The 23,157-nt window shown below is 66.0% G+C and carries 21 protein-coding genes and 2 pseudogenes; 8 read left to right on the forward strand and 15 right to left on the reverse strand.

All coding sequences use genetic code 11. The annotated features are described in order from the left end of the window. Nucleotides 1–678: 678 nt before the first annotated feature. Nucleotides 679–2,238 carry a class I adenylate-forming enzyme family protein gene (locus NBV68_RS06100; protein ID WP_296308062.1) on the reverse strand — a complete coding sequence of 520 codons (1,560 nt, stop codon included), beginning with the start codon at nucleotides 2,236–2,238 and terminating at the stop codon, nucleotides 679–681. Between the two features lie 85 nt (nucleotides 2,239–2,323). Between NBV68_RS06100 and NBV68_RS06105 the strand changes: the two genes are divergently transcribed. From NBV68_RS06105 to NBV68_RS06125, 5 genes are all read left to right on the forward strand, one after another. Then, the gene (locus tag NBV68_RS06105) at nucleotides 2,324–3,088 is read left to right on the forward strand and encodes a PIG-L family deacetylase (RefSeq protein WP_296308064.1); all 765 of its coding nucleotides are present in this window, start codon (nucleotides 2,324–2,326) and stop codon (nucleotides 3,086–3,088) included. 96 nt (nucleotides 3,089–3,184) lie between these two features. After that, nucleotides 3,185–5,749 (forward strand): DNA topoisomerase (ATP-hydrolyzing) subunit B, encoded by a 2,565-nt coding sequence (gene gyrB / locus NBV68_RS06110; RefSeq protein ID WP_296308066.1) that lies wholly within the window; start codon nucleotides 3,185–3,187, stop codon nucleotides 5,747–5,749. 18 nt (nucleotides 5,750–5,767) lie between these two features. Beyond that, the gene (locus tag NBV68_RS06115) at nucleotides 5,768–6,907 is read left to right on the forward strand and encodes an AI-2E family transporter (RefSeq protein ID WP_296308067.1); all 1,140 of its coding nucleotides are present in this window, start codon (nucleotides 5,768–5,770) and stop codon (nucleotides 6,905–6,907) included. Between the two features lie 9 nt (nucleotides 6,908–6,916). Further along, nucleotides 6,917–7,693: a M50 family metallopeptidase gene (locus tag NBV68_RS06120; RefSeq protein ID WP_296308068.1), complete on the forward strand. Its 777-nt coding sequence runs from the start codon at nucleotides 6,917–6,919 to the stop codon at nucleotides 7,691–7,693. 48 nt (nucleotides 7,694–7,741) lie between these two features. Further along, a complete protein-coding gene (locus NBV68_RS06125; RefSeq protein ID WP_296308069.1) occupies nucleotides 7,742–8,251 on the forward strand; it encodes a nuclear transport factor 2 family protein in 510 nt (169 codons plus the stop codon). On the opposite strand, the gene NBV68_RS06130 is transcribed toward NBV68_RS06125, so the two are convergent. The 11 genes and pseudogenes from NBV68_RS06130 to NBV68_RS06180 all read right to left on the reverse strand — a co-directional run bounded on the left by NBV68_RS06130 (nucleotide 8,248) and on the right by NBV68_RS06180 (nucleotide 16,749). Continuing rightward, on the reverse strand, nucleotides 8,248–8,886 hold the full coding sequence (locus NBV68_RS06130) for a hypothetical protein (RefSeq protein WP_296308070.1): 639 nt from the start codon (nucleotides 8,884–8,886) through the stop codon (nucleotides 8,248–8,250). The two genes, NBV68_RS06125 and NBV68_RS06130, sit on opposite strands and share 4 nt — an antisense overlap. A gap of 128 nt (nucleotides 8,887–9,014) precedes the next feature. After that, nucleotides 9,015–9,815, reverse strand: coding sequence for a DUF1295 domain-containing protein (locus NBV68_RS06135; protein ID WP_366067687.1), 801 nt, complete (start codon nucleotides 9,813–9,815; stop codon nucleotides 9,015–9,017). Beyond that, entirely contained in the window at nucleotides 9,805–10,446 is a 642-nt protein-coding gene (locus NBV68_RS06140) for a lysophospholipid acyltransferase family protein (RefSeq protein ID WP_296308071.1), read from the reverse strand. Before NBV68_RS06140 ends, NBV68_RS06135 begins: the two co-directional genes overlap by 11 nt. 100 nt (nucleotides 10,447–10,546) lie before the next feature. Further along, a complete protein-coding gene (locus NBV68_RS06145) occupies nucleotides 10,547–10,849 on the reverse strand; it encodes a hypothetical protein (protein WP_296308072.1) in 303 nt (100 codons plus the stop codon). A gap of 261 nt (nucleotides 10,850–11,110) precedes the next feature. After that, nucleotides 11,111–11,290: pseudogene (locus NBV68_RS06150) on the reverse strand (methylcrotonoyl-CoA carboxylase); the annotation flags it as partial. Then, a complete protein-coding gene (locus tag NBV68_RS06155) occupies nucleotides 11,281–12,534 on the reverse strand; it encodes an amidohydrolase family protein (protein ID WP_366067690.1) in 1,254 nt (417 codons plus the stop codon). The pseudogene NBV68_RS06150 and the gene NBV68_RS06155, both read right to left, overlap by 10 nt. Before the next feature lie 11 nt (nucleotides 12,535–12,545). Next, entirely contained in the window at nucleotides 12,546–14,153 is a 1,608-nt protein-coding gene (locus NBV68_RS06160) for a carboxyl transferase domain-containing protein (RefSeq protein WP_296308075.1), read from the reverse strand. A gap of 2 nt (nucleotides 14,154–14,155) precedes the next feature. After that, the gene (locus tag NBV68_RS06165) at nucleotides 14,156–14,719 is read right to left on the reverse strand and encodes a hypothetical protein (RefSeq protein WP_296308077.1); all 564 of its coding nucleotides are present in this window, start codon (nucleotides 14,717–14,719) and stop codon (nucleotides 14,156–14,158) included. A 10-nt stretch (nucleotides 14,720–14,729) separates the two neighbouring features. Next, nucleotides 14,730–15,035 carry an alkylphosphonate utilization protein gene (locus NBV68_RS06170; RefSeq protein ID WP_296308079.1) on the reverse strand — a complete coding sequence of 102 codons (306 nt, stop codon included), beginning with the start codon at nucleotides 15,033–15,035 and terminating at the stop codon, nucleotides 14,730–14,732. After that, nucleotides 15,032–15,586: a HEAT repeat domain-containing protein gene (locus tag NBV68_RS06175; protein ID WP_296308080.1), complete on the reverse strand. Its 555-nt coding sequence runs from the start codon at nucleotides 15,584–15,586 to the stop codon at nucleotides 15,032–15,034. The genes NBV68_RS06170 and NBV68_RS06175 overlap by 4 nt, the downstream gene beginning before the upstream one ends. Beyond that, nucleotides 15,583–16,749, reverse strand: a complete 1,167-nt coding sequence (locus tag NBV68_RS06180) for an isovaleryl-CoA dehydrogenase (protein ID WP_296308081.1) — start codon at nucleotides 16,747–16,749, stop codon at nucleotides 15,583–15,585. Before NBV68_RS06180 ends, NBV68_RS06175 begins: the two co-directional genes overlap by 4 nt. 128 nt (nucleotides 16,750–16,877) lie before the next feature. Here NBV68_RS06180 and NBV68_RS06185 point away from each other — a divergent pair, with 128 nt between their 5' ends. Together NBV68_RS06185 and NBV68_RS06190 are read left to right on the forward strand one after the other, a co-directional pair. After that, a complete protein-coding gene (locus NBV68_RS06185) occupies nucleotides 16,878–17,660 on the forward strand; it encodes an ATP-binding cassette domain-containing protein (RefSeq protein WP_296308082.1) in 783 nt (260 codons plus the stop codon). Further along, the gene (locus tag NBV68_RS06190) at nucleotides 17,660–19,204 is read left to right on the forward strand and encodes an ABC transporter permease/substrate-binding protein (protein WP_296308085.1); all 1,545 of its coding nucleotides are present in this window, start codon (nucleotides 17,660–17,662) and stop codon (nucleotides 19,202–19,204) included. The genes NBV68_RS06185 and NBV68_RS06190 overlap by 1 nt, the downstream gene beginning before the upstream one ends. A gap of 152 nt (nucleotides 19,205–19,356) precedes the next feature. On the opposite strand, the gene NBV68_RS06195 is transcribed toward NBV68_RS06190, so the two are convergent. Genes NBV68_RS06195 through lgt form a run of 3 tightly spaced genes read right to left on the reverse strand, consistent with a single transcriptional unit; the run spans nucleotide 19,357 to nucleotide 22,678 of the window. Further along, nucleotides 19,357–19,782 carry a DUF2147 domain-containing protein gene (locus NBV68_RS06195; RefSeq protein WP_296308086.1) on the reverse strand — a complete coding sequence of 142 codons (426 nt, stop codon included), beginning with the start codon at nucleotides 19,780–19,782 and terminating at the stop codon, nucleotides 19,357–19,359. A gap of 11 nt (nucleotides 19,783–19,793) precedes the next feature. Continuing rightward, the gene (locus tag NBV68_RS19045; RefSeq protein WP_366067695.1) at nucleotides 19,794–21,866 is read right to left on the reverse strand and encodes an SAM-dependent methyltransferase; all 2,073 of its coding nucleotides are present in this window, start codon (nucleotides 21,864–21,866) and stop codon (nucleotides 19,794–19,796) included. Continuing rightward, nucleotides 21,770–22,678, reverse strand: a complete 909-nt coding sequence (lgt, locus tag NBV68_RS06205; protein ID WP_296308087.1) for a prolipoprotein diacylglyceryl transferase — start codon at nucleotides 22,676–22,678, stop codon at nucleotides 21,770–21,772. The genes NBV68_RS19045 and lgt overlap by 97 nt, the downstream gene beginning before the upstream one ends. 190 nt (nucleotides 22,679–22,868) lie before the next feature. Between lgt and NBV68_RS06210 the strand changes: the two are divergent. Beyond that, nucleotides 22,869–23,157: pseudogene (locus tag NBV68_RS06210) on the forward strand (AMP-dependent synthetase); the annotation flags it as partial.

Consider the following 23,157-nt stretch of genomic DNA (forward strand, 5'->3'; position numbering starts at 1 on the left):
GTGAGATGCACCTTAATATGTTGCAATTGGCGCAATTCCGCTTGGCGTTTTCGCATTTGAAATAGCGGCGCGGCAATCCCACTTGGCTCCTCGAGCGATGCGGCACGGGGCCTCCTCTCCATCCCCGCGCTGATCCGGTAAGGAAGCATCGCCCGGCGACAAGAGACCGAACACGGTCTCGCCGCCCGCCTGCCGACCGGAAAGGACTGGCCAGCTCTCCCCCTGCTCGGCCCTCCCCACCGGTCACTGCCCGGCCACGTGCTAGGCATGCAGCGAAAGAGACGCGGCCACCGCACTCCCCCCCCTGAACTGGTGGCCGCGTCTCGAGCCGGGACGCGGTTGCTGCGCGCGTTCCGTACCCTGGTTGATTGCCTTTTTCGATTGCGGTGATGAATTATTTTCAGTCGTTCTGAAGATTGAATCTTGCGCACCGTTTTCTATATCGTGCTCGGCCCGGGCGCTCCCTCTCCCCCCTGATCGTCCGGGCCACCCCAACCACAACAAAACAGGGAACCAGAACAATGACCATGATCAGCGAAAAGGCCGTCGCCCTGCTGCTCGCCGTTGCGCTCAGCGGCACCGCGTTCAACACGTTTATCGTGTAAGCGCGCCAGCAGGCTCAGGCCTCAACCGGCCCGGTTCCTCAGCCGAGGAGCCGGGCCGAGCTGTGTCTGGAGGTCAGTCCGTCCCGCTCAATCGCGCGGCTTCCTCGCGCAGGTCGGTCTTGAGCAATTTGCCGATATGGCTGCGCGGCATTTCGGCAATCGCGTGAAGCGCCGCCAGCCGCTGGGTCTTGCCCAGCCGCGCGTTGACTGCGGCGAGGATGGCGCCCGTGCCAGCGCCCTCCTTCAACACCACGAAGCCCACCGGCGTCTCCCCCCATGCGCGCGAGGGGATGCCAACCACGGCGGCCTCGACCACCCCCGGCTCCTTCGCCAACTCCGCCTCGAGATCGGAAGGGTAGATGTTGAACCCGCCCGAGATGATCATGTCCTTGGCGCGGCCGACCAGCTCGACGAAGCCCTCGGCATCCACGCGGCCGATGTCGCCCATCCGCATCCAGGCCTCGCCGGTTGCAGGGTCGATCCACTGTGCCTCGGCGGTCTTGTCGGGGCGGTTCTTGTAGCCGCTCATCATGGTGAGGCTGCGGCCGATCATGTTGCCGGGCGTGCCCGGGGGCACCTCGCGGTCCTCGTCATCGAGCACCTTCAACTCGCTCCCCGGCGCGGGGCGACCGACGGTGTGGAGCTTGTCGGGGAATTCGTGGCAGGGCAGCAGGCAGACCACGCCGCCCTCGGTCATCGAATAGATCTCGATCAGCCCGCCCGGCATCCGCCTCAGCACCTCGCGCTTCAGATCGGCGGAAAAGGGCGCGGAGGTGCAGTATTTGAGTTTCAACGCCGACAGGTCGAAGTCGTCGAACGCCGCAAAATCCATCAGCCGCTGATATTGCACCGGCACCAGCATGGTGATCGTCGTGCGGTCGGCCTGCGCATGGCCGAGCCACTTGGCGCAATCGAACTTGCCCATCACCCGCACGCAGCCACCCGCCAGCAGCACCGGCAGGAAAGCGACCATCGTGGTGTTGGAATAGAGCGGAGTCGAGGCAAGCGAACGCACCTCGATCCCCGCGCCGAGATAGCTCAGGCCGGTCGAGGCAAACTGCCGCCAGCGCATCTGGTGCGAATGGACGATGCCCTTGGGAATGCCGGTCGTGCCGCTGGAATAGATGATGTTGAACGGGTCCTTCGGCTCGGGCACGAATTCCGGCGCGCGGGCGCCCGGAGGGGCCATCCACTGGTCGATGCTCTCCAAGGGCACGCGGATCAGGTCGGCCATGAAGTCAGTGCCGAGTTCCGCCGCCTTGGCCGCGTCGATGAACAGGTGGATCGCGCCCGAATCCTTCGCCATGCCTTCAAGCTGTTCGGGCGAGGCGCTGGTGGTCAGCGGCGCCGCGACACCCCCGGCGCGCATCGCTGCCAGAAAAACCAGCGCATACTCGACGGTCGACGTGCCGAGGATCGCCACCGATTGGCCGCGCCGGAGCCCCGTCTCCACCAGCCGCGCCGCCAGCCGCTCGATCAGCCCGACCAGTTCGGCCCAGTAAAGCTCGCGGTTTTCGTCGACCAGCGCGAGATCGTCGCCCTTGATGCGCGACCATTCCATCAGGATTTCGGGGAAGCTGCCGAAGGGTTCGGCAAGGCGGTTCATCATCGTCTCGTTGCTCATGGCGGCCATGCATAATCGGGGCAGCGCCTCGCGCAAAGGATTTGCAAACCGGCTCGCACAAGTGGCAGGACTGGCGCGAGGAGAGGGGCACACAATGATCCATAAGACTGCAATGATGGCGCTCGCCGCGCTGGCGCTGGTGCCGGCTCACGCCCGGGGTGCCGAACCGCCGCAGCGGGTGCTGGTGGTGGTCGCGCATCCGGATGACGAGCTGTTCATGGCCCCCGCCATCGCTTCGCTGGCGCGGCAGGGTGATGCCGTGACGATCGTCTTTGCCACCACCGGCGATCAGGGTCCGGGGGTGACCGATTTCGCGCGCGGGCCGGAGCTGGGCGCGATCCGCCGCGCCGAAGCGCAATGTTCGGCAAACGCGCTCGGGGCACAGGCGCAGTTCTTGGAAAAGCTGGGCGACGGCACTCTGGCCGAAAGCCCGCAGGCGCCGAGTTCGCCGGCCGCGCGGTTCATCAAGCAGTTTGCCGCGCAATACATCGCCATCGACCCGCAGCTGGTGCTGACCTGGGGGCCGGACGGCGGCTATGGTCACAGCGATCACCGCATGGTCAGCGCGCTGGTCAGCCAGACAGTGCAGTCGCTGGCGGCCGAATACCGGCCGCCCTTGCTCTATGTCGGCATTCCCGCCGGGCGCTTGCCGCCCGTGCCGCAGATGGCGACCTGGGCCGAGACCGATCCGGCGCTGCTTTCCGAACCGGTGCGCTACACGCCCGCCGATCTCGAAGCCGCCAAGGCGGCCGCGATGTGCCACGCGACCCAGTTCGACGAAGCCTCGCGGCAAGGCATGATGGGGCTGTTCGATGCGACTATGTGGCGCGGCAAGGTGCATTTCCGCCCCGCGTTCTGAGCCGCCCGTCGATAGGGTCCGAACACTCGTGGAAAAGCAGGCCTCGGGGGCCTCCCGCAGTTGGGTTTCGCGTCCGCCATGCCTATATGATGGGCCATGGACGAGAACACCAATCAACCCCCCGCAAAGCTGCCCAACGCCAACGAATACGGCGCGGATTCCATCAAGGTTTTGAAGGGGCTGGACGCTGTCCGCAAGCGCCCCGGCATGTATATCGGCGATACCGACGACGGCAGCGGCCTGCACCACATGGTGTTCGAGGTCAGTGACAATGCCATCGACGAGGCGTTGGCGGGTCATTGCGACCTCGTTCTCATCGAATTGAACCCCGATGGCTCGGTTTCGGTGGAAGATAACGGGCGCGGGATCCCCACCGGCATGCACGCCGAAGAGGGCGTCTCGGCGGCCGAGGTGATCATGACCCAGCTCCACGCAGGCGGTAAGTTCGAGAACACCTCGGACGACAATGCCTACAAGGTTTCGGGCGGCCTCCACGGCGTCGGGGTTTCGGTGGTCAACGCACTGTCGGAGTGGCTGGAGCTCACCATCTGGCGCGAGGGCCAGGAGCACTGGATGCGCTTCGAACATGGCGATGCGGTCGAAAGCCTGCGGGTCGTCGGCGACGCGCCGAAGGTCGAGGGCAATGCCGACCGCAACGGCTTCAAGAAGGGCACCCGTGTCACTTTCAAGGCCAGCCACGACACCTTCAAGAACGTCACCGAGTTCGATTTCGAGAAGCTCGAGCACCGCTATCGCGAGCTTGCCTTCCTCAACTCGGGCGTTCGCATCAAGCTGCGCGATCTGCGCCACGAGGAGAAGCTCGAGCACGATCTCTATTACGAGGGCGGGATTGCGGCCTTCGTGAAGTATCTCGATCGCAACAAGCAGCCGCTGATCCCCGAGCCGATTTCGGTGTCGGCGGAGAAGGACGGCATCGGCATCGACGTCGCGCTGGAATGGAACGATTCCTATTACGAGAACGTCCTCGCCTTCACCAACAACATCCCCCAGCGCGACGGTGGCACGCACTTGGCCGCCTTCCGAGCAGCGCTGACCCGCACGCTCAACAACTATGCCGAGCGGTCGGGGATGCTGAAAAAGGAGAAGGTGAGCCTTTCGGGCGAAGACATGCGCGAGGGCCTGACCGCGATCGTCAGCGTCAAGCTGCCCGACCCCAAGTTCTCAAGCCAGACCAAGGACAAGCTGGTCTCTTCCGAAGTGCGCTCGCCCTTGGAATCCCTGATGAGCGACAAGATGAGCGAATGGCTGGAGGAGAACCCCGGCGATGCCAAGTCGATCATCCAGAAGGTGATCGACGCCGCCGCCGCCCGCGAAGCCGCCCGCCGCGCGCGCGAAATGAGCCGCAAGGGCGCGATGAGCGTCGCCTCGCTGCCCGGCAAGCTCGCCGATTGTCAGGAGCGCGATCCGGCCAAGTCCGAACTGTTCCTGGTCGAAGGCGACTCCGCAGGCGGATCGGCCAAGCAGGGGCGTGACCGCAAGACCCAGGCGATCCTACCGCTGAAGGGCAAGATCCTCAACGTCGAGCGCGCCCGGTTCGACCGGATCATCTCGTCCAAGGAAGTCGGCACGCTCATCCAGGCGATGGGCACCGGCATCCGCGACGAGTTCAACCTCGAGAAGCTGCGCTACCACAAGATCGTGATCATGACCGACGCGGACGTGGACGGCGCGCATATCCGCACGCTGCTGCTCACCTTCTTCCACCGCCAGATGCCCGAGATCATCAAGGCCGGGCACCTGTTCATCGCCCAGCCGCCGCTGTTCAAGGTCGCCAAGGGGCGCTCGGAGGTCTACCTCAAGGATCAGGCGGCGCTTGACCGCTATCTCGTCGATGCCGGGCTGCAGGGCCGGGTGCTGGAGACGCAAGGGGGGACGCGCGGTGCCGAGGATCTGCGCGCGCTGGTCGACGGGGCGCTCAGGCTCAAGAACCTCCTCGCCTTCGTGCCGCGCCGCTATGACAGCGGGATCGTCGAGCAGATGGCGCTGGTGGGCGCGCTCGAGCCGGGGCTGGCGGGCGAGGCGCTCTCCGCAGCGCTGGCCCGCGCCGCCGGCCGCCTCGGCGCCGGCGACCGCGAGGCGCGCTGGAGCGCATCGCAGCGCGATGACGGCACTGTGGTGTTCGAACGCCTGTGGCGCGGCGTCACTGACGTCCATGCGATCGACGCGCGCTTCCTCTCGAGCACCGAGGCGCTCAAGCTCCACGGCCTCGCCGCCGCGCAGGCCGAGGCCTATGCCTCCCCCGTCAAGCTGGTGCGCGCCGGGGCCGAGCCCGAGGAGCCCGAACCCGAAGCGCCCGCCGTGGCCAATGATCCGCTCGCCGGCGAGGCCGAGGAGGTCGCACCCGCGCCTGCCGTCACCTTCGACGGCACGATCAGCCGCCCCAGCCAGTTGCTCGAGGCGATCTTCGCCGCCGGGCGCAAGGGCCTCTCGATCAGCCGCTACAAGGGGCTGGGTGAAATGAACGCGGAACAATTGTGGGAGACAACCCTCGACCCGGAAGCCCGCATTCTGTTGCAGGTGAAGGTCGAGGATGCCGACGTGACCGACGAGATCTTCACCCGCCTGATGGGCGACATCGTCGAGCCGCGGCGCGAGTTCATTCAGGATAACGCCCTTAACGTGGCCAATCTCGACGTTTAGCCCTCCCCGAAGGACCCCATGGCCGCCCACCCCAACCGCACCGAGGATCTGCAACAGGCCAGCTTCCTGATCATCCTCGCGGTGGTCAGCCTGCTGATGACCGTGATCGTCTGGCCCTTCGCCCAGCCCCTGCTGTGGGCCGCGCTGGCAGCGATCATGTTCCAGCCGCTCTACCGCTATGTCCTCAGGCGGCTGCGCGGGCGGCGCAATCCGGCCGCGGGGCTGAGCCTGCTCATCATCTTCATCGTCGTCCTCATCCCCGCCGCGTGGATCGCGACCATGGTGGTCGAGCAGGCGATCGTGCTGGTGACGACGCTTCAGGAGCAGCCGATCGACCTGGCCGCCCTGTTCGACACGGTCTACACCGCGCTGCCAGGCTTCGCGCGCGACGCGGTCGACCGCAGCGGCTGGGCCGACATCACCATGGCACAGACCCGCCTGCAGGAACTGCTGACCGAGAGCGCGGGGATGATCGCCACCCAGGCGGTCTCGATCGGCAGCGGCGCGCTCAGCTTCTTCCTGTCCTTCGGCGTGGCCTTGTATGTGATGTTCTTCCTGCTGCGCGATGGCGAGCGGATCGGGCGCACCGTGCTGTGCGCCGTGCCGGTCGAGCGCGCCATCGCCGACAGACTGGCGGAGCGCTTCCTCGGCATCGTGCGCGCAACCATCAAGGGCACCGGCGTGGTCGCGCTGGTGCAGGGCGCGCTGGGCTGGATCACGCTGGTGATCGCGGGCGTGCCCTCGGCGCTGCTGTTCGGCGTCGTCACCGCAATCTTCGCGCTGGTGCCGGTGATCGGCGCGGGCGCGGTGTGGCTGCCGGCGGGGCTGTACCTGCTGATCAGCGGCGCGACCTGGCAGGGGATCTTCGTGCTGCTGGTCGGCTTCTTCATCATCTCCTCGGCCGACAACGTGCTGCGCCCCATTCTGGTGGGCCGCGACACCGGCATTCCCGACTGGATCATCCTCATCACCACGCTGGGGGGCATCAGCCTCGTCGGCTTCTCGGGCATCGTGCTCGGGCCGTTGGTGGCGGGTCTGTTCCTCGCCAGCTGGTCGATCCTGCGCGAACAGCGCGAGGAGGACGAGGAGGCCGCGATGCACGATAATGGCGGCATCCGCGTCGATGCGGCGGGCCACACGCCCGAAGCGGCGGGCTGAGGGCTGCGCATGTCCTCGCTCGTCACTCCCGGCTCCAGGGGCGAGGCGATCGGCCGGCTGGTGCTGGCCGGCTTCGTGGTCTCGCTGCTGCCGGTGCTGCCCTTCGGCGACATCCTCGCCTATCCCTTCCTGATCCTGACGACGTGGTTCCACGAGATGGGCCACGGCCTCACCGCAGCGGTGCTGGGGCAGTCGTTCGAACGGCTGGTGCTGCTCCCCGATGGCTCGGGCTATGCCGAATATCTCATCAGCGGCAACGCGCCGCGGCTGGTGCAGGCGGCGATTTCGGTCGGCGGACCGCTCGCCCCGAGTGTGGTGGGCGCCGCGCTGATCGTCGCCAGCGCCCACCCCCGCGCGTGGCGTCCGGTACTGTGGGCGATGGTCGCCGCGATCCTCGCCAGCACCATCATCTGGGTGCGCTCGGCGACCGGATGGTGGGCGCTGCCCATCGCCGCGGCGGTGCTCGGCCTCGTCGCATGGCGCGCCTCGGGCGGGTTCCAGCGCTTCACGCTCCAGTTCCTCGGCCTCACCGCGGCGTGGAGCGTGTTCGGCGCGTGGCGCTACTTCCTCACCGAGCAGATCGTGATCGAGGGACAGGCGCAGCTCTCCGACACCGGCGCAATCGCCGCGGTGCTGGGGCTGCCTTACTGGTTCTGGGCAGGGGTGATCCTGCTCGCATCGGCCGCGATGTTTTTCTTCGCCTTGCGCTATGCGCTGGCCGATAAGCGCCGCCGCCCGCCGCCGCGCAAGCTGCCTGCCAACGTGCTCCAGTTCAAGCGCCGCTGACGCTTTCGGCAGTCCCGCAGGCGGCCGCATCGCGGTAGCCTGCCGCACATGGACCTGACCGAACTTGCCGACCGGCTCGCGATTGCCGAGACCCTTGCACTCTACTGCCGCGGCATCGACCGCTGCGATCCCGAACAGCTCGCCGCCGCCTTCACCTCCGACGCCTTGATCGACTACGGCGACGGCGCGCGGCCCATAGCCGAAGTCATCCCGGGGCTGATGGCGGGGCTCGGGTCGATGCGGCAGACCCAGCACAACATCTCCAACACCGTGATGCGCATCGCCGGAGACACCGCGCGGGCCGAGACCAACTGCGTCGCGCTCCACATCATCCCCGCGCCGGAGGGCGAGATCGAACTGGTGGTCGGCGGCCGCTACCTCGACACACTCCATCGGCGCGAGGGCCGCTGGCTGATCGCCGAGCGGCTCTATGTCATGGACTGGAACCGCACCGCGCCTGCCACGATGGCGCTGTCGGGAGGCCTGTTCGATGGCCTCCAGCGCCGCGGCGCGCGCGGCAGTGCGGACCCGGCGGCGGCGTGGTGGGCGAAGGGTTAGGAAGCTACCTTCAGCGCATTCACGCCCGAGGCATCGGCCCCGGCCTCGCCCGACAGGCCGATGAACATCGTGTCGATGATCCGCGCCAGCTTCTTCTCGGACAGCTTGTCGCCAAGATAGATCAGCGCGTCGGGCATGGTGTAGACCGTGACCATCTGGTTGATCATCGACAGCGCCTCGTCGATCTCCAGCCCGGCGAAGTGCCCCTCGGCCTGCGCCTCGGCGATCAGCTCGCACAGGTAGTGGTCGGCGAGGTCGACATAGGAGCGCACCCGCTCGAAATTGGCCGCGCCCATCTCGCAAAGCACGGTGAAAAACTGCGGGTCCTCGCGAAACCGGCCTTGCGAGATCACGAAGCGGCGGCGGAAGAACTCGTACATCTTGCGCTGCGGCGGGAGATTGCCCGCCAGCACCTCCTCCATGACCGCAAGCTGCGGGGCGAACCAGGTCTGCGCGACCGCATCGAAGAGGTCGTCATAGTCGGCAAACAGCGCCTCGAACCGCGCGCGGGTCAGGCCGCTTTCGCTCATCGCCACGGTCCACGGCACTTCCGCGCCGCGTTCCTTGACGAGATCGAGCACATGGCGCGCGATCCGCTCGCGCTCGGCATCCCGGGCGGTCTGGGTCAATGGCATGTCGCTCGCGCCTCCTCGCGCGTCCACCAACATAGGCGAGCTTTGCGCAAGGCAAAAGGGTCCCTCGTCGATTTTTGTGCGGCGCAGCACGTAAAAGGCCGGCGGCGACGGGGGCCGCCGGGGCGCGCTCAGGCCTTGGGCGGCAGCGGGAAGAAGGCCGAAGTGCGGCGCTTGTAATCGGCGTATTTGTCGCCCTTGGACTTGTCGAGGCCCTTCTCCAGCAGCGTCACGCCCGACCACTTGGTGAGCGTGAAGCTCAGGAACAGCGGGCCGATCACGGTCGCCGCCGCATAGTGCCACCCGGCCGCCGCGCAGGCGAGCCAGATGCCCCACCACGCGGCGAAATCGCCGAAATAGTTGGGGTGGCGGGTGTAACGCCACAGGCCGGTGTCGAGCACCTTGCCGTGATTGGCGGGGTCCGCCTTGAAGCGGGTGAGCTGCCAGTCGCCGACCCATTCGAAGAACACGCCGACGCTCCACAAGGCAAAGCCGGCCCAAGCGAGCGGGGGGATCGGTGCGGGGGCGGGGCTGGCGAGGATCCCGACCTGCGCCGGGCTCGACACAGCGAACAGCAGCACCGCCTGCATCAACCACACCCGGGTGAGCGCAGCCTGCGCGAACCGCCCGGCCTCTCGGTCCTTCTTGAGGATCATCTTGTAGCGCTTGTCCTCGCCCTCCTTGCGCCAGCGCAGGAAGAGGTAGAGGCCGAGCCGGAAGCCCCAGGCGGCGGTCATGATCATGATCAGCGTCGCAAGCTGCCCGGGGCCGCCCGGCACATGCAGCCAGCTCGCCACCGCAAGAATGCCCATGCCCGCGCCCCAGAAGGCGTCGATGAAGGACACATCATTGATCTTCACGCTGATCGCCCACTGGATCAGCACCAGCACCAGCAGGATCGCAGCATTCACCGCCAGAAGTTCAAACATCATTCTTGCCCGCGATGATGTCGCGCGCCTGCTGCTCCAGCACCTTGAAGCGCTCGTAATCGGGGAGCTTGGAGCGGAACCACTCGGCGATTTTCAGCAGGTCCTCGCCATAGTTGCCGGTGGGGACGAGCGGCGGGCCGAAGCTGACGATGCGGGTGGCGTGATCGGCGAAGGCCGGGACGATCGGCACGCTGGCGGCGCGCGCGATGTGGTAGAAGCCCGACTTCCACTTGCCATCCGACTTGCGCGTCCCCTCGCAGGCGATGACCAGCGCGAGTTCGTCACGCGCGGCGAATTCGGCGGCGACCTGCTCGGTGGCATTGGCTTTCTTGCGGCGGTCGACGGGGATGCCGCCCATGTCGAGCATGAAGTTCTTCATCACCCCCTGGAACAGCGTGTGCTTGCCCATGAAGTTGGGCTGCACGCCCTCTTCATGCGTGGCGCCGGTGAAGAACACGAAATCCCAGTTGGAGGTATGCGGGGCGCCCGCCAGCACATATTTCTTGAGGTGCTTGGGCAGCGGGTCGACGACCTTCCAGCCTTGCGCATACCAGAACGCCAGAATGATCCGGCGCACGATGCGCGAAAGCAGCGTGGGCTTGCGCACGGGCGCAGAGGTGATCGGTTTGTGCAAGCTGTGCGCCCCTCCCAAAGGCCGCGCCATTGTGGCCTAACTTGGGTTAGCTACGCAAGAGGGCGGGTGGGGGTTTCAGATTTGCAGCTCTGTCGGGTTCTCAAGCCGTAGCCGACGCATTTACATTTGCGCCATCCATTTTATCGCGGAGTTCTTTCAACTGGTCTTGACGCTGATTCAAACGTTCTGCGGACCGCGAATTCGCTCTCAGCGAAAAACTGAGAACCTGCTTTTTTGCTCGAAGATCAATTAGCTGCACGCTGCCGACACCGAGCATAAATAGCGACGTCCAGAGGTATGAAGCATCGACCGGATCCACATCCAGGCGACGTGCAGCTGAAGCAACAAATAGAACGGTGGAAAAATAAAAAAATAATACGGCCTTATCTATGGTGTTTTGCATATAAACATCAAATGCCGATATGTCTGTTTTTACAAAAAACCCATCCTTTATTTTGACATTTGCTTTAATATTTCTTACAAATTGTTTAAAAAGTTATGATTTTAGACTCGTCCTGAGTATCTCGGAAAGTGCCCTTACGACTTTAAGACCGCTTTTTATTATGGAATAGATAACTGGCGCCGATGTGAAAAACAGTCCTGTCAACAGAACCCATGGGTTCGTGACGAAATCCTCAATTGTCTGCTGAAGAGGTGACATCTTTTACATCCTGAACACCCCAAATTTGGGCCGCTCGGCTATAGGTGCCTCAAGACATATGGCAAAAGCAAGCCCCAGCACGTCGCGGGTCTGCACCGGGTCGACCACGCCGTCGTCCCACAGGCGGACGGTGGCGTAGTAGGGATTGCCTCCGTCCTCGTATTTCTGGCGGATCACGGCTTTGCCTCACCGGCTGATGGACAGGCCTTGGCCAGCAAGCCGAAACTGTTATTCAGCAACGCGCCGCCGCGCATGCCCACCACAGGCTCCCGCGCCTCGGCCCACGCCCTGTTCAAGGGGCGAAACCATGCGAGAAACGACGCTTCGTATCCCTCTTCGATCTTGCCGATCTTGCGGCCCGGAAAGGCGATGTAGGCGCCGTTCGCTGTCGCCATGTTGATCATGTCATTGCCGTCAAAGATCGCAAGCGCGCGCATGAAGGCCAGTTCGTCATGCAGGTTCAGCGTCCATCGATCCGCTCCAAGGCCAATCCGCACGCCCGCATCCTTCAACAGCTTCAGATTGTGCCGTTGGACCGCCTGGATTGCGGCCAGTTTCTCGCCGTCATAGGTGACGTGCGACAGGGTCACCGTTGGCACCACCGCAATGCCATTGGCAGCCAGCGCAGCAGCATCCTCGGCCGTGAGCAGCAGATCGGCCACGTCGCGATCCTTGTCGATCAGGTAAGGCAGATGAACCAGCGCGTGGACTTTGGCCGCTATCGCCAAGCGGACATCCTTGGCGCTTTCGACATGGACAATCGGCAACAGGCCGAGCCTTTTGGCCTCAGCGACCGCTGCCGCAAAATTCTCAGGCGACAACCCGTCGCCTCCACCCTCTTTGTCGTGATCGAGCAGGTAGAGCTTGATGACCTCGGCGCCGCTGGCCTTGACCTTGGCGACTGCGGCGCGGGCTTCGTCAGGCGTAGCGACAAGGTGGAAGGCCTTGCCCGGCAAGTCGGCCGCCGTCAGTCCGCCGAGGATACCCCCCGCTGCAAGCCCTTCGTAAAGCGGTTGCGGATGCCCGCCCGGCCGCGTCAGCCCGCCGCCTGCCGATTGAAGATCGACCAGTCCCGGCCTGCCGGTCAGCGTCGGCCCATCGGGTCGGATATTGTTGGGATTGAGCGCGACATAGATCCCCTGGGCCAGCGCCTGCGCATGGACGGGATCGCCGGGATTTGCGGTGTCGATCCGGTGGTTATGCGCATCGGCGAACGGCGGCGTGAGGTAGAGGAAAGAAGCATCCATGCCGGCCGCGTCGGCATCAGGGGCGGCGAAATAGCCGTCCCTGATGGAAAGAGTGCGCTTCTCATAGCCCGCGCCCGTCCAGATGTTCGCATCCTTGAGCGTGATGTTGCAGGTCTGCGCGAAACCTGTGCCCGGCAGTAGCAAAAGTGATCCAAAGGCGACGAGGGCAGCGAGGCGCATCGCGATATTCCTCACATCCGGAACACGCCGAACGCAGGCCGCTCGGCAATCGGAGCCTCAAGACACGCCGCGATCGCCAGCCCAAGCACGTCGCGGGTCTGCACCGGGTCGACCACCCCGTCGTCCCAGAGGCGGGCGGTGGCGTAGTAGGGGTTGCCTTCGTCCTCGTATTTCTGGCGGATCGGGGCCTTAAAGGCCTCGGCCTGTTCGGGCGTCCAGCTGTCGGCGTCGCGGTGGACGGTGGCGAGGACGGAGGCCGCCTGCTCCCCGCCCATCACCGAGATGCGCGCATTGGGCCAGGTGAACAGGAAGCGCGGTGAATAGGCACGCCCGCACATGCCGTAATTGCCCGCGCCGAAGCTGCCGCCGATCACCACGGTGAGTTTGGGCACGGTCGCGGTGGCGACCGCGGTGACGAGCTTCGCGCCGTGCTTGGCGATGCCTTCCGCCTCGTATTTCCCGCCGACCATGAAGCCGCTGATATTCTGGAGGAACAGCAGCGGAATGCGGCGCTGGCAGGCGAGTTCGATGAAGTGCGCGCCCTTCTGCGCGCTCTCGGAGAAAAGCACGCCGTTGTTGGCCAGAATAGCCACCGGCATTCCCCAGATGTGGGCAAAGCCGCAGACTAGCGTGCTGCCGTAATGCGCCTTGAACTCGTGGAACTCGCTGCCATCGACCAGCCGCGCGATCACCTCCTTCACGTCATAGGGCGCGCGCACATCCTCGGGGATGAGGGCGTAGAGATCGTCCGCGTCGAATTTCGGCGGGCGCGGGTCTTTCAGCGCCACATCCTTCGCCGCCCCGGTGTTCGCGCCGAGGTGGCTGATGATATCGCGCACGATGGTGAGCGCGTGTTCGTCGTTCTCGGCGAGGTGATCGACCACGCCGGACTTCTTCGCGTGCAGATCGCCGCCACCGAGGTCTTCGGCGGAGATTTCCTCGCCAGTGGCTGCCTTCACCAGCGGGGGCCCGGCGAGAAAAATCGTGCCCTGATTGCGGACGATCACGCTTTCGTCCGACATGGCGGGGACGTATGCGCCGCCCGCGGTGCAAGACCCCATCACGCAGGCGATCTGGGGGATGCCCAGCGCCGACATATTGGCCTGATTGAAGAAGATCCGCCCGAAATGGTCGCGGTCCGGAAACACCTCGGCCTGGTGCGGCAGGTTCGCCCCGCCTGAGTCCACCAGATAGATGCACGGCAGGCGGTTCTCAGCTGCGATCTCCTGCGCGCGCAGGTGCTTCTTGACCGTCATCGGGTAGTAGGTGCCGCCCTTCACGGTCGCGTCGTTGCACACGATCATGCACTGGCGACCCGAAACGCGGCCCACGCCGGTGATGATCGAGGCGCCGTTGACGTCGCCCTCGTACATCCCGTTGGCGGCCAATTGCCCGATTTCGAGGAAGGGCGAGCCCGGATCGAGCAGCCGCTCCACCCGCTCACGGGGCAACAGCTTCCCGCGGCTGACATGCCGCTCGCGATGCTTCTCCGGCCCGCCGAGCGCGGCATCGGCCACCGCCGCGCGCAGCTGCTGCGCGAGTGCGTGGTTGTGGGCGAAGCGCGCCTTGGCCTCGGGGCTTTCGCGGTCGAGTTTGGTGGTGAGGGTCGGGGCGGTCATGCTCAGTCCAGTTTGGCGCGGGTTGCCAGAAAGGCGCGGTATTTGGGGTCCTCGGCGGCGAAGATTTCGTCGCCCGCGCCCATATAGGCGCGCATCAGCTCGTCCGCCGCGCGGTCAAGCTCGCCCAGTTCATAGTGCGACTGGCCAAGGCGCAGGTGGAGGAAGGGATTGCCGAGCCCGCCCGGGCAGATCATCGCGAATTGCAGCGTCTTGCGCGCGTCGGCGTAGCGGCCTTGCAGAAAGTCGATATCCCCGATCGCGGCGGCGAGCCAGGTGGTCGCTTCCCACTCGCTCTGCGGTTCGGGGATGAGCGTCCATGCCTGCATGAACAGCTTGCGCGCCTCGTCCAGCTTGCCTTCGTCGAACAGCACCTGCCCCTGATCGGTCAGCCGGGTGATTTCGGCGTAGGTGCGATCGTCGAGTTCGGCTGGCATGGCGGGGGCTTTCGATGGCGGCTCTGCGGCGGGCTGGGCGATGGCCGGGGTCGCAGCAAGGAGCAACGCGGCGGCGCCGCAGAGGACACCTCGGGCAAGGGCACGCTTGGTGGGATGGGCGGGGGCGGTCATCGTGTCGTCCTTAGCGCTTGCGCACAAACTCGGCCCGCAGCACCAGACCCTTGATGCCGGGGTATTTGCAGTCGATCTCCTGCGCGTCGCCGGTCAGGCGGATCGACTTGATCAGCGTGCCCTGCTTCAGGGTCTGGCCTGCGCCCTTGACCTCGAGGTCCTTGATCAGCGTCACCGCATCGCCATCGACGAGGATATTGCCGACCGCATCGCGCACCTCGACAGCATCCTCCGCCGCACGCTGGGCCGCGAGTTCGGAGGCGGGGAGCCATTCGCCGCTGGCCTCGTCATAGACGTAGTCTTCGTCGGTGCTCATTGCATGAAACTCCGCATCGCGATCACTTGCTCGCACTCCGCAAAATTCTCGAGAAACCGCGAAGCTTGGCTTCGAACATTGTCGCTCGGATCGGCTAGTGCCTGTTTGAAAATAGGCGCGGCTTCCTCCGGGGTGATCGATTCCTGCATTACGAGCAATTGGTCGAGGATGCCCAGCGTCCATATCCTGACGGCCTCGTTCTCGCTGGCCATCAACTCAGGGATCCAGTCGAGGACACGACGATCCGCAACCATTCTGAGAAGTTCTATCGCGTCAGCCGCCTGTTGCGGATCGGCAGGATCGCGAAATATTTCGCGGCAGCGTTCCATTGCAGCGGATGGCTTCAGGAACATCAGAACAGACTTAGCAACTTCGAATCCGGGTTCGCCCGAGACATAAAAATCAACCGCTTCACGAAGCACGCTGGCCCCGAGTATCTCAATCGCATCGTAAGCAACTGCGGTCCCACCACGCTCGCTCCAGCCGTGCTCACTTGGGGTGATGGTGCCAAGCTTGCCGGCAAGTGCGCCCCAATCGACCGGCTCGCTCACCCCGCCGCCCCAATCAATTCCCGGCCGATCAGCATCCGCCGGATCTCGTTCGTCCCCGCGCCGATATCCAGCAGCTTGGCGTCCCGCATATACCGCTCCACCGGCCAATCGGTGGTGTAGCCCGCGCCGCCCAGCGCCTGAACGCTTTCGGCGGCGACCTTGAAGGCGTTCTCGGACGCCAGCAGGATCACCCCTGCCGCATCGAAGCGCGTCGTCTGCCCGGCATCGCACGCCTTGGCGACCGCATAGGTGTAGGCGCGCGCCGATTGCAGGGCGACATACATGTCGGCGACCTTGGCCTGCATCAGCTGGAAGCTGCCGATGGGTTTGCCGAACTGCTTGCGCTCGCGCAGGTAAGGGATCACCGTGTCGAGGCACGCCTGCATGATGCCGAGCTGCAATCCGGCGAGGACCACGCGCTCGTAATCCAGCCCACTCATCAGCACGCCGACGCCGCCGTTCAATGGCCCCATGATGCGCTCTTCGGGGATGAAGCAGTCCGAAAACACCAGCTCGGCGGTGGGGGAGCCCTTCATGCCGACCTTGCTGATCTTCTGGCCGATGGCGAAGCCTTCGTCGCCCTTTTCGATCAGGAAGGCGGTGATGCCGCGCGATCCGGCGTGGCCGTCGGTCTTGGCATAGACCACCAGCGTATCGGCTTCCGGCGCGTTGGTGATCCAGAACTTGGTGCCGTTGAGGACGTAGCCGCCCTGCACCGCATCGGCCTTCAATTTCATCGAGATCACGTCCGACCCCGCGCCCGCTTCGGACATGGCGAGGCTGCCGACATGCTCGCCCGAGATCAGCTTGGGCAGATACTTGGCCTTTTGCTCGTCATTCCCCCAGCGGCGGATCTGGTTCAAGCAGAGGTTGGAATGCGCGCCGTAGCTGAGACCGACGCTGGCCGAGGCGCGGCTGACTTCCTCAACCGCAATCACGTGCTCCAAGTATCCGAGCCCGAGCCCACCCCATTCTTCCTCGACCGTGATGCCGTGCAGGCCCAGCGCGCCCATCGGCTCCCACAGCTCGCGCGGGAAGCGGTCCTCGCGGTCGGTGCGTTCGGCCAGCGGCGCGATCTGCTCGTCGGCGAAGCGCGCGGTGGTGTCACGGATCATCTCAGCCGCCTCGCCGAGGTGGAAGTCGAAATCGGGGGTCGCGCGCATCAATTGTTCCTCGCCGCGTAATGTTTGTTCTGTGATTCCCGCATAGCAAGCCCTTGCGCAAACGCCAATCATTGGCGCCAATCGCGGACGCTGGCGCAGCGGCGCAACACTCGCTAATCCAGCAAGGAATGGAAACCGCGCCGCCCCTGCTCCGCTTTGACGGGGTCACCTGCCGCTTTGGCGAGGTCACTGCGGTGGGCGGGGTCACCTGCGACATTGCCTTCGGCAGCTTCGTGGCGATGGTCGGCGCTTCGGGCTCGGGCAAGTCGACGCTTCTGAAGACGGTCAACACGCTGGTCGAGCCGACTGGCGGCCGCGTGCTGTTCGGCGGGGAGGAAGTGACGCAGCTCAAGCCCGCCCGCCTGCGCCGCCGGGTCGGCTATGTGTTCCAGGGGATCGGGCTGTTCCCGCATTTCAGCGTCGCCGAGAACATCGCGATCGGCCCGCGCCTCGCCGGTGAGAAGCTGGCGCGTGAGCGGATCGCCGAGCTGCTCGAGCTAGTGGAACTCGATCCCGCCTATGCCACGCGCATGCCCGACGAACTCTCCGGCGGGCAGCGCCAGCGCGTGGGCGTGGCGCGGGCGCTGGCGGGGGAGCCGGAACTGCTCATCATGGACGAGCCCTTCGGCGCGCTCGATCCCGTCACCCGCGACGCGCTGGGGCGCAAGGTGCGCGAGCTGCATGAACGCCTCGGGCTGACCACAGTGATGGTCACCCACGACATGGCCGAGGCGCTGCTGCTCGCCGACCGGGTGCTGGTGATGGATCGCGGCGCATTGGTGGCCGACGAAAGCCCCCGCGCGCTGCTCGCGGGCAAGGGCGGCACGGTGGCGCAACGCCTCGTCTCCGTGCCGCGCGAACAGGCCGAAAAACTCGCCGCGATGGAAGGTCTCGGGGAGCCTCGCTCCTGATGCAGGAGATCTGGGACATCCTCCCCGGCCTTGGCGACAAGCTGGCCGCGCACGTGGTGCTGGCGGCGAGCGCGATTGCGCTTGCGATGCTGATCGCGCTGCCGATGGCGGTGTGGGCGGGGCGGTCGCGAACGGTTTCGCGGATCGCGCTGAGCCTCGCCAGCCTTGTCCAGACCATCCCCGCGCTCGCCCTCCTGGCGCTTTTCTTTCCGCTGCTCTTGTCCCTGCGCAGCGTGTTCGGCGAGGGGCTGCCGACATTGGGCTTCCTGCCCGCATTGATGGCGCTCACGCTCTATGCGCTGCTGCCGATCCTCAGGAATGCGGTGACCGCGCAGGCGAACCTTGACGAGGGCGTGCTCAAGGCCGCGGACGGCGTCGGCATGACCAAGTGGCAGAAGTTGGTGCTGGTCGAGGCGCCGCTGTCGGCCCCCTTCATCATGGCCGGGATCCGCACCGCGAGCGTCTGGACCATCGGCGCAGCGACCCTCGCCACCACCATCGGCCAGCCGAGCCTCGGCGACCCGATCTTTGCGGGCCTGCAAACGCAGAACTGGGCGCTGGTGCTCGCCGGGTGCCTCGCCAGCGCCGGGCTGGCGCTGGCGGCGGACAACCTGCTCTGGGTGATCGAGGTCGGCCTCGCCCGGCGCAAGCGGTGGATGACCTTTGGCGGGATGGCGATCGTGGTGCTCGGCATCTGCGCCGCGCTCTGGGGCCAGCGCACCGACGAGACCGAGCGGCCCATCGTCATCGCCGCCAAGCAGTTCTCCGAGCAATATATCCTCGCCCAACTGATCGGATCGCGGCTCGAGGCGGCGGGCTACCGCGTGGAATATCGCGACGGGCTGGGCAGCGCGGTGGTGCACTCGGCAGTCGCCTCCTCGAGCGTCGACATCTCGGTCGATTACACCGGCACGATCTGGGCGAACTTCCTCAAGCGCGCCGACAACCCCGGGCGCGAGGCGATGTATGAAACCATTCGCGAGTGGGAGCTGCGCGAGAACGGCGTGAAGGTGCTAGGCCGGCTGGGGTTCGAGAACGCCTATGCCTTCGCGATGCGGCCCGACCGGGCGAAGGAATTGGGCGTCACCAACCTCGCCGATCTGGTCGGCAAGGGCGGGAGCCTCACCGTCGGCGGCGACCCCGAATTCTTCGAGCGGCCCGAGTGGCTGGCGGTGCGCGATGCCTATGGCTTGCGCTTCGGGAGAACACGCAATTTCGCGCCAACCTTCATGTATGACGCGCTGCGTTCGGGCGAGGCGGACGTGATCAGCGCCTATACCTCCGACGGGCGGATCGCGGCGGACAAGCTGGTGGTGCTCGCCGACCCCAGGGGCGCGCTGCCGAGCTATGATGCGCTGCTGCTGCTCTCACCCCGCATCGCCGACGACCCCGGCGTTGCCGCCGCGCTCCAGCCGCTCTTGGGCGCGATCAGTGTCGAGGCGATGCGCGAGGCGAATTTTGAGGTCGACCGCGAGGATGCGGGCAAGCTGACGCCCCCGCAGGCGGCGGAGCAGCTGGCGAAGCGGACGGGGCTGGAGAAGTAGGCGAAGGCCCACCCCCAACCCCTCCCGCAAGCGGGAGGGTGACTATTGCGCGATTTCGGGCCGTAGGCCCGCAAGGCCGACCGGCCGCCCGCAGCGACGCGGCCGTCAGGCCGTGTGAGCGAGGATATCGCGGGCCGGATGGCCCGCGCACATCAAGACGCGCGTTTCCAAACCTGAGCTTGGCAGAACGGGCCCACGCAGCCCTTCATCTCGAGCGTCCCGTCGGGCTTGCGGCGGACATAGGCGGTGTAGGTCTTGCCCTTCTTGGGGTCATAGACCTGCCCGTTCCATGCATTGCCGTCGGCCACGAGGCCGGACAGGATCGCGATCCCGAGCAGCTTGCGGCTGCGCTTTGCAGCGTCGGGGTTGTTGACGTCGCGCTGGTCGTTGCCCTGCGGCGGGGCGACGAGGAACTTCTCGATCCGCCCGCACAGCGCCTTCCCGCAAGGGGCGATGGAGACCACCGCGTCCTTTTCCGCCGTGAGCCAGCGGCCCGTGATCGGCTCGGCCGCGAGGGCCGCGGGCACCATCACCGCCAGCCCGAGCACCGCTGCCAGCACGCCTGCCTGCTTCAACATTCCCGCTCTCCTCACTGGAATCCGGCCCCGAACGGCCAGCGCCGCCCACACAGGCCGAGCACCTTGAACAGCCTACCCATTTCGCTGTCCTTGACCAGCCGGTTACGCTGCCGCTCGAATTTCTCGCGCTCGTAGGGCGCGCGGCGGCGGAGCATTTCCATGCGGGTGTCGATCCCCATCTGGATCAGCCATTCGCCCTGGTATTGCAGCCCCATGAGATCGGCCCCGTTTTCGACCGCGACCTGCTGGAGCAGTTCGAAATCGACATGGGCGGTGAGGTCCGCGTCGCCCGGGTGAGCGAAGACATCGACCTTCTGGTGCGATTTCAGCGCCTGCAAGGTCGATCCCGAGCGCAGCTCCTCATGGCCGTAGTCGATGATCAGCGCCGCCCCGCCCTGCTCCTTCAGCCGCCGCGCGATCTCGGCCATCAGCGCGACCGCGGCCGGGCTGGTCTCGATCAGGGTGCCCTGCGAGGCGGTGATCCAGCTCGGCGGGACGAGGTGATCCATCCGCTCCTTGCCGGTGACGAAGGTGAAGGCGTCATCCTCCAGCCCCACCAACCGCCCGTACCACCCGTCGGTAGAGCGGATCAGGTGCTGCACCGGCAGGGCATCGAAGAACTCGTTGGCGACGATCAGCAGGGGAGCATCGTCGGGCAGGGTCGAGATGTCGTGGTGGTGGATGCAATCGGGGAAGGCCTCGCGCTGGATCTTGCGCAAGGTCGCCGAGGTCTCGACGAAGTGGATCTGCGGGGTCAGCCCCTGCTTGGCCGCCGCCCCTAGCGCATCCTTGGCGAGCGTGCCGCGCCCCGGCCCGAGCTCGACATAGTGGATATATTTGCGCCGGGTCATCTGCGACCACAGGTCGGCCAGCCACACCCCGATAAGCTCGCCGAACACTTGCGTGATTTCCGGCGCGGTGATGAAATCGCCCTGCTCGCCCAAGGGATCGCGGCTGGCGTAATAGCGCGCATTGCTCTCGCCCATATATTGCGAGAGCGGGATCGGGCCGGTCTCGCGGATCAGGCGCTTGAGCACCGCGGGGACGTCGACGTTCGCGCGGGCGAGAACCTCGGCCTCGAGCCGCGCCTGCTCGGCGGCGGCGGCTTCCTCGGCCTCGCGCTTGGCCTGTTCCTCGGCGGCGAGGCGCGCGGCTTCTTCCTCGGCGGCCTTGCGCGCGGCTTCTTCGGCGGCGAGCCGGGCCGCTTCCGCGGCGGCGAGGCGTGCGGCCTCCTCGGCTTCGCGGCGGGCTTTTTGCTCGGCTTCCTTCTTGGCCTTGGCCTCGGCCTCCCGGCGGGCCTTTGCTTCGGCGGCGAGGCGCGCCTTTTCCTCGGCTTCGGCCTTGGCCCTGGCTTCGGCTTCAGCCTTGGCGCGGGCCTTGGCTTCGGCGCGGGCGCGGGCTTCGGTTTCCTTCTTGAGGCGCGCTTCCTCTTCGGCGCGGGCGCGGGCTTCTTCCTCGGCCCGCTTGCGGGCTTCGGCGATCCGGCGCGCCTCCTCCTCGGCGCGCGCACGGTCGGCGGCTTCGGCGGCCTCGGCCTCGCGGCGGGCGCGTTCTTCCGCCTCGGCTTTGGCCTTGGCTTCGGCTTCGGCGCGAGCCTTGGCTTCCTTTCTGGCGCGGGCTTCGGCGGCGGCGCGTTCGCGCGCTTCCTCCTCGACGCGGCGGCGCGCCTCGGCCTCGGCGAGTTTCCTCGCGCGCGCTTCTGCCGCGGCCTGCTCGCGCGCTTCGCGTGTCGCGCGGGCGCGGGCTTCGGCTTCGGCTTTCTCGCGAGCGCGGGCTTCCTTGAGCGCGCGGGCCCGCTCTTCCGCCTCGGCCTTGGCGCGCTCGAGGGCCGCGGCCTTCTCGCGCGCGGCGGCCTCGGCCCGTGCCTTGGCGGCGGCGCGCGCATCGTCGCGCGCCCCGCGCTGCGCGCGCGCGGCGGCTGCGGTGTCGGGTTGGGGATCGATCAGCCGGAGCGCGCTTTTCCAGACACGCGCCCCGCCCGCGCCGTTCAGGCCGGCGCTGCCGTCCCGGCCGCCAGCGGCTTCTTGCGCAGCGCGTAGATCACGACAATCAATCCAGTCAGGATAAGCGGTATTGTCAGCCATTGCCCCATCGATAGCCCGGTACGGGCTGCAAAGTCAGCCAGTTGTTGGTCCGGCTCACGGAAAAATTCATTGATGAAACGCGACGCCCCCATGCCGATCGTGAACACGCCGGCCAGAAGTCCGGGGCGATAGCGCGCGCGGGTCAGCCAGAACAGCGCGAGCATGATCACCAGCATCGCCAACCCCTCGAGCCCCGCCTGATAGAGCTGGCTGGGGTGGCGCACGATGCCGGTGGTGGCGCACTTCACGCCTTCGCGCGCGATCCCGTCGCAGAACACCATGCCCCACGGCACGTCGGTCGCGCGGCCCCACAGCTCGCCGTTGACGAAGTTGGCGAGCCGCCCGAGCAGCATCCCCATCGGCACGCCGACCGCGACATAATCGACGACGCGGATGAAATTGAGCTTCTCGCGCCACGATATCCACGCCATGGCCACGGTCACGCCGATGAGGCCGCCGTGGAAGCTCATCCCGCCTTCCCACAGGCGCAGCAGCCGCCAGCTCAGCCAGCTATCGTTGGCGAAGGTGGTCCACAAGGCGGGCTCGTAGAAGGTCGCATAGCCGAGCCGCCCGCCGAAGATGACGCCCAGGGTGCAATAGAAGAACAGATCGTCCGCATGGCGCTGCGCCATCGGCGCGCCGGGCTCCTTCAGCGCCCGCGAGGTGTGCCAATAGGCGAAGATCACCCCCAGCAGATAAGCCAGCGAGTAGAACCGCAGCGTGAAGAACCCCAGCTCGATGCCGGTCTTCAGCCCGAGACTGGAGAACTGGATCGGATCGGCGGCGGCGCTTGCGGCAAGTAGTGACAGCACGGAGCGAACCTCTTATTGCAATGATATGCCGTAACGGTGAGCCCGCCAGGGCCTTCGTTCATGATCCCGGTTGCGCTGGCGCTCCTGGCACAGCGAAGGGGTCAGGGGAAGGGGCGCGAGCACCGCCTTACGCAATGGGACAGGCGATCCGGACACCGGAAGCCGCACACAGAGAGAGGAACACGACCGCATGCCCACCCCGCTGGACAATGCCCTGGAAGCGATCATCGCCGGCCTCACCGCCGAGGGCCAGCCCTTTGCCACCGTGCCCTTCATCCGTGACGGGGTGGAGATGCCCGCCTTTGCCGCCGCGCCCCCGACCCTCGCCCATTATTTCGTGCATTTTGCAACCCAGAACAAGGATATCCCCTTCCTCGTCGATGGCGATATCCGGCTCACTTTCGGCGAGACCTATGCCGCCGCGACCCATGTGGCCGAGGGGCTGATCAGGCTCCACGGGGTGCAGAAGGGGGAGCGCA

Source organism: Erythrobacter sp. (genome assembly GCF_023653175.1).
GTDB lineage: Bacteria > Pseudomonadota > Alphaproteobacteria > Sphingomonadales > Sphingomonadaceae > Erythrobacter.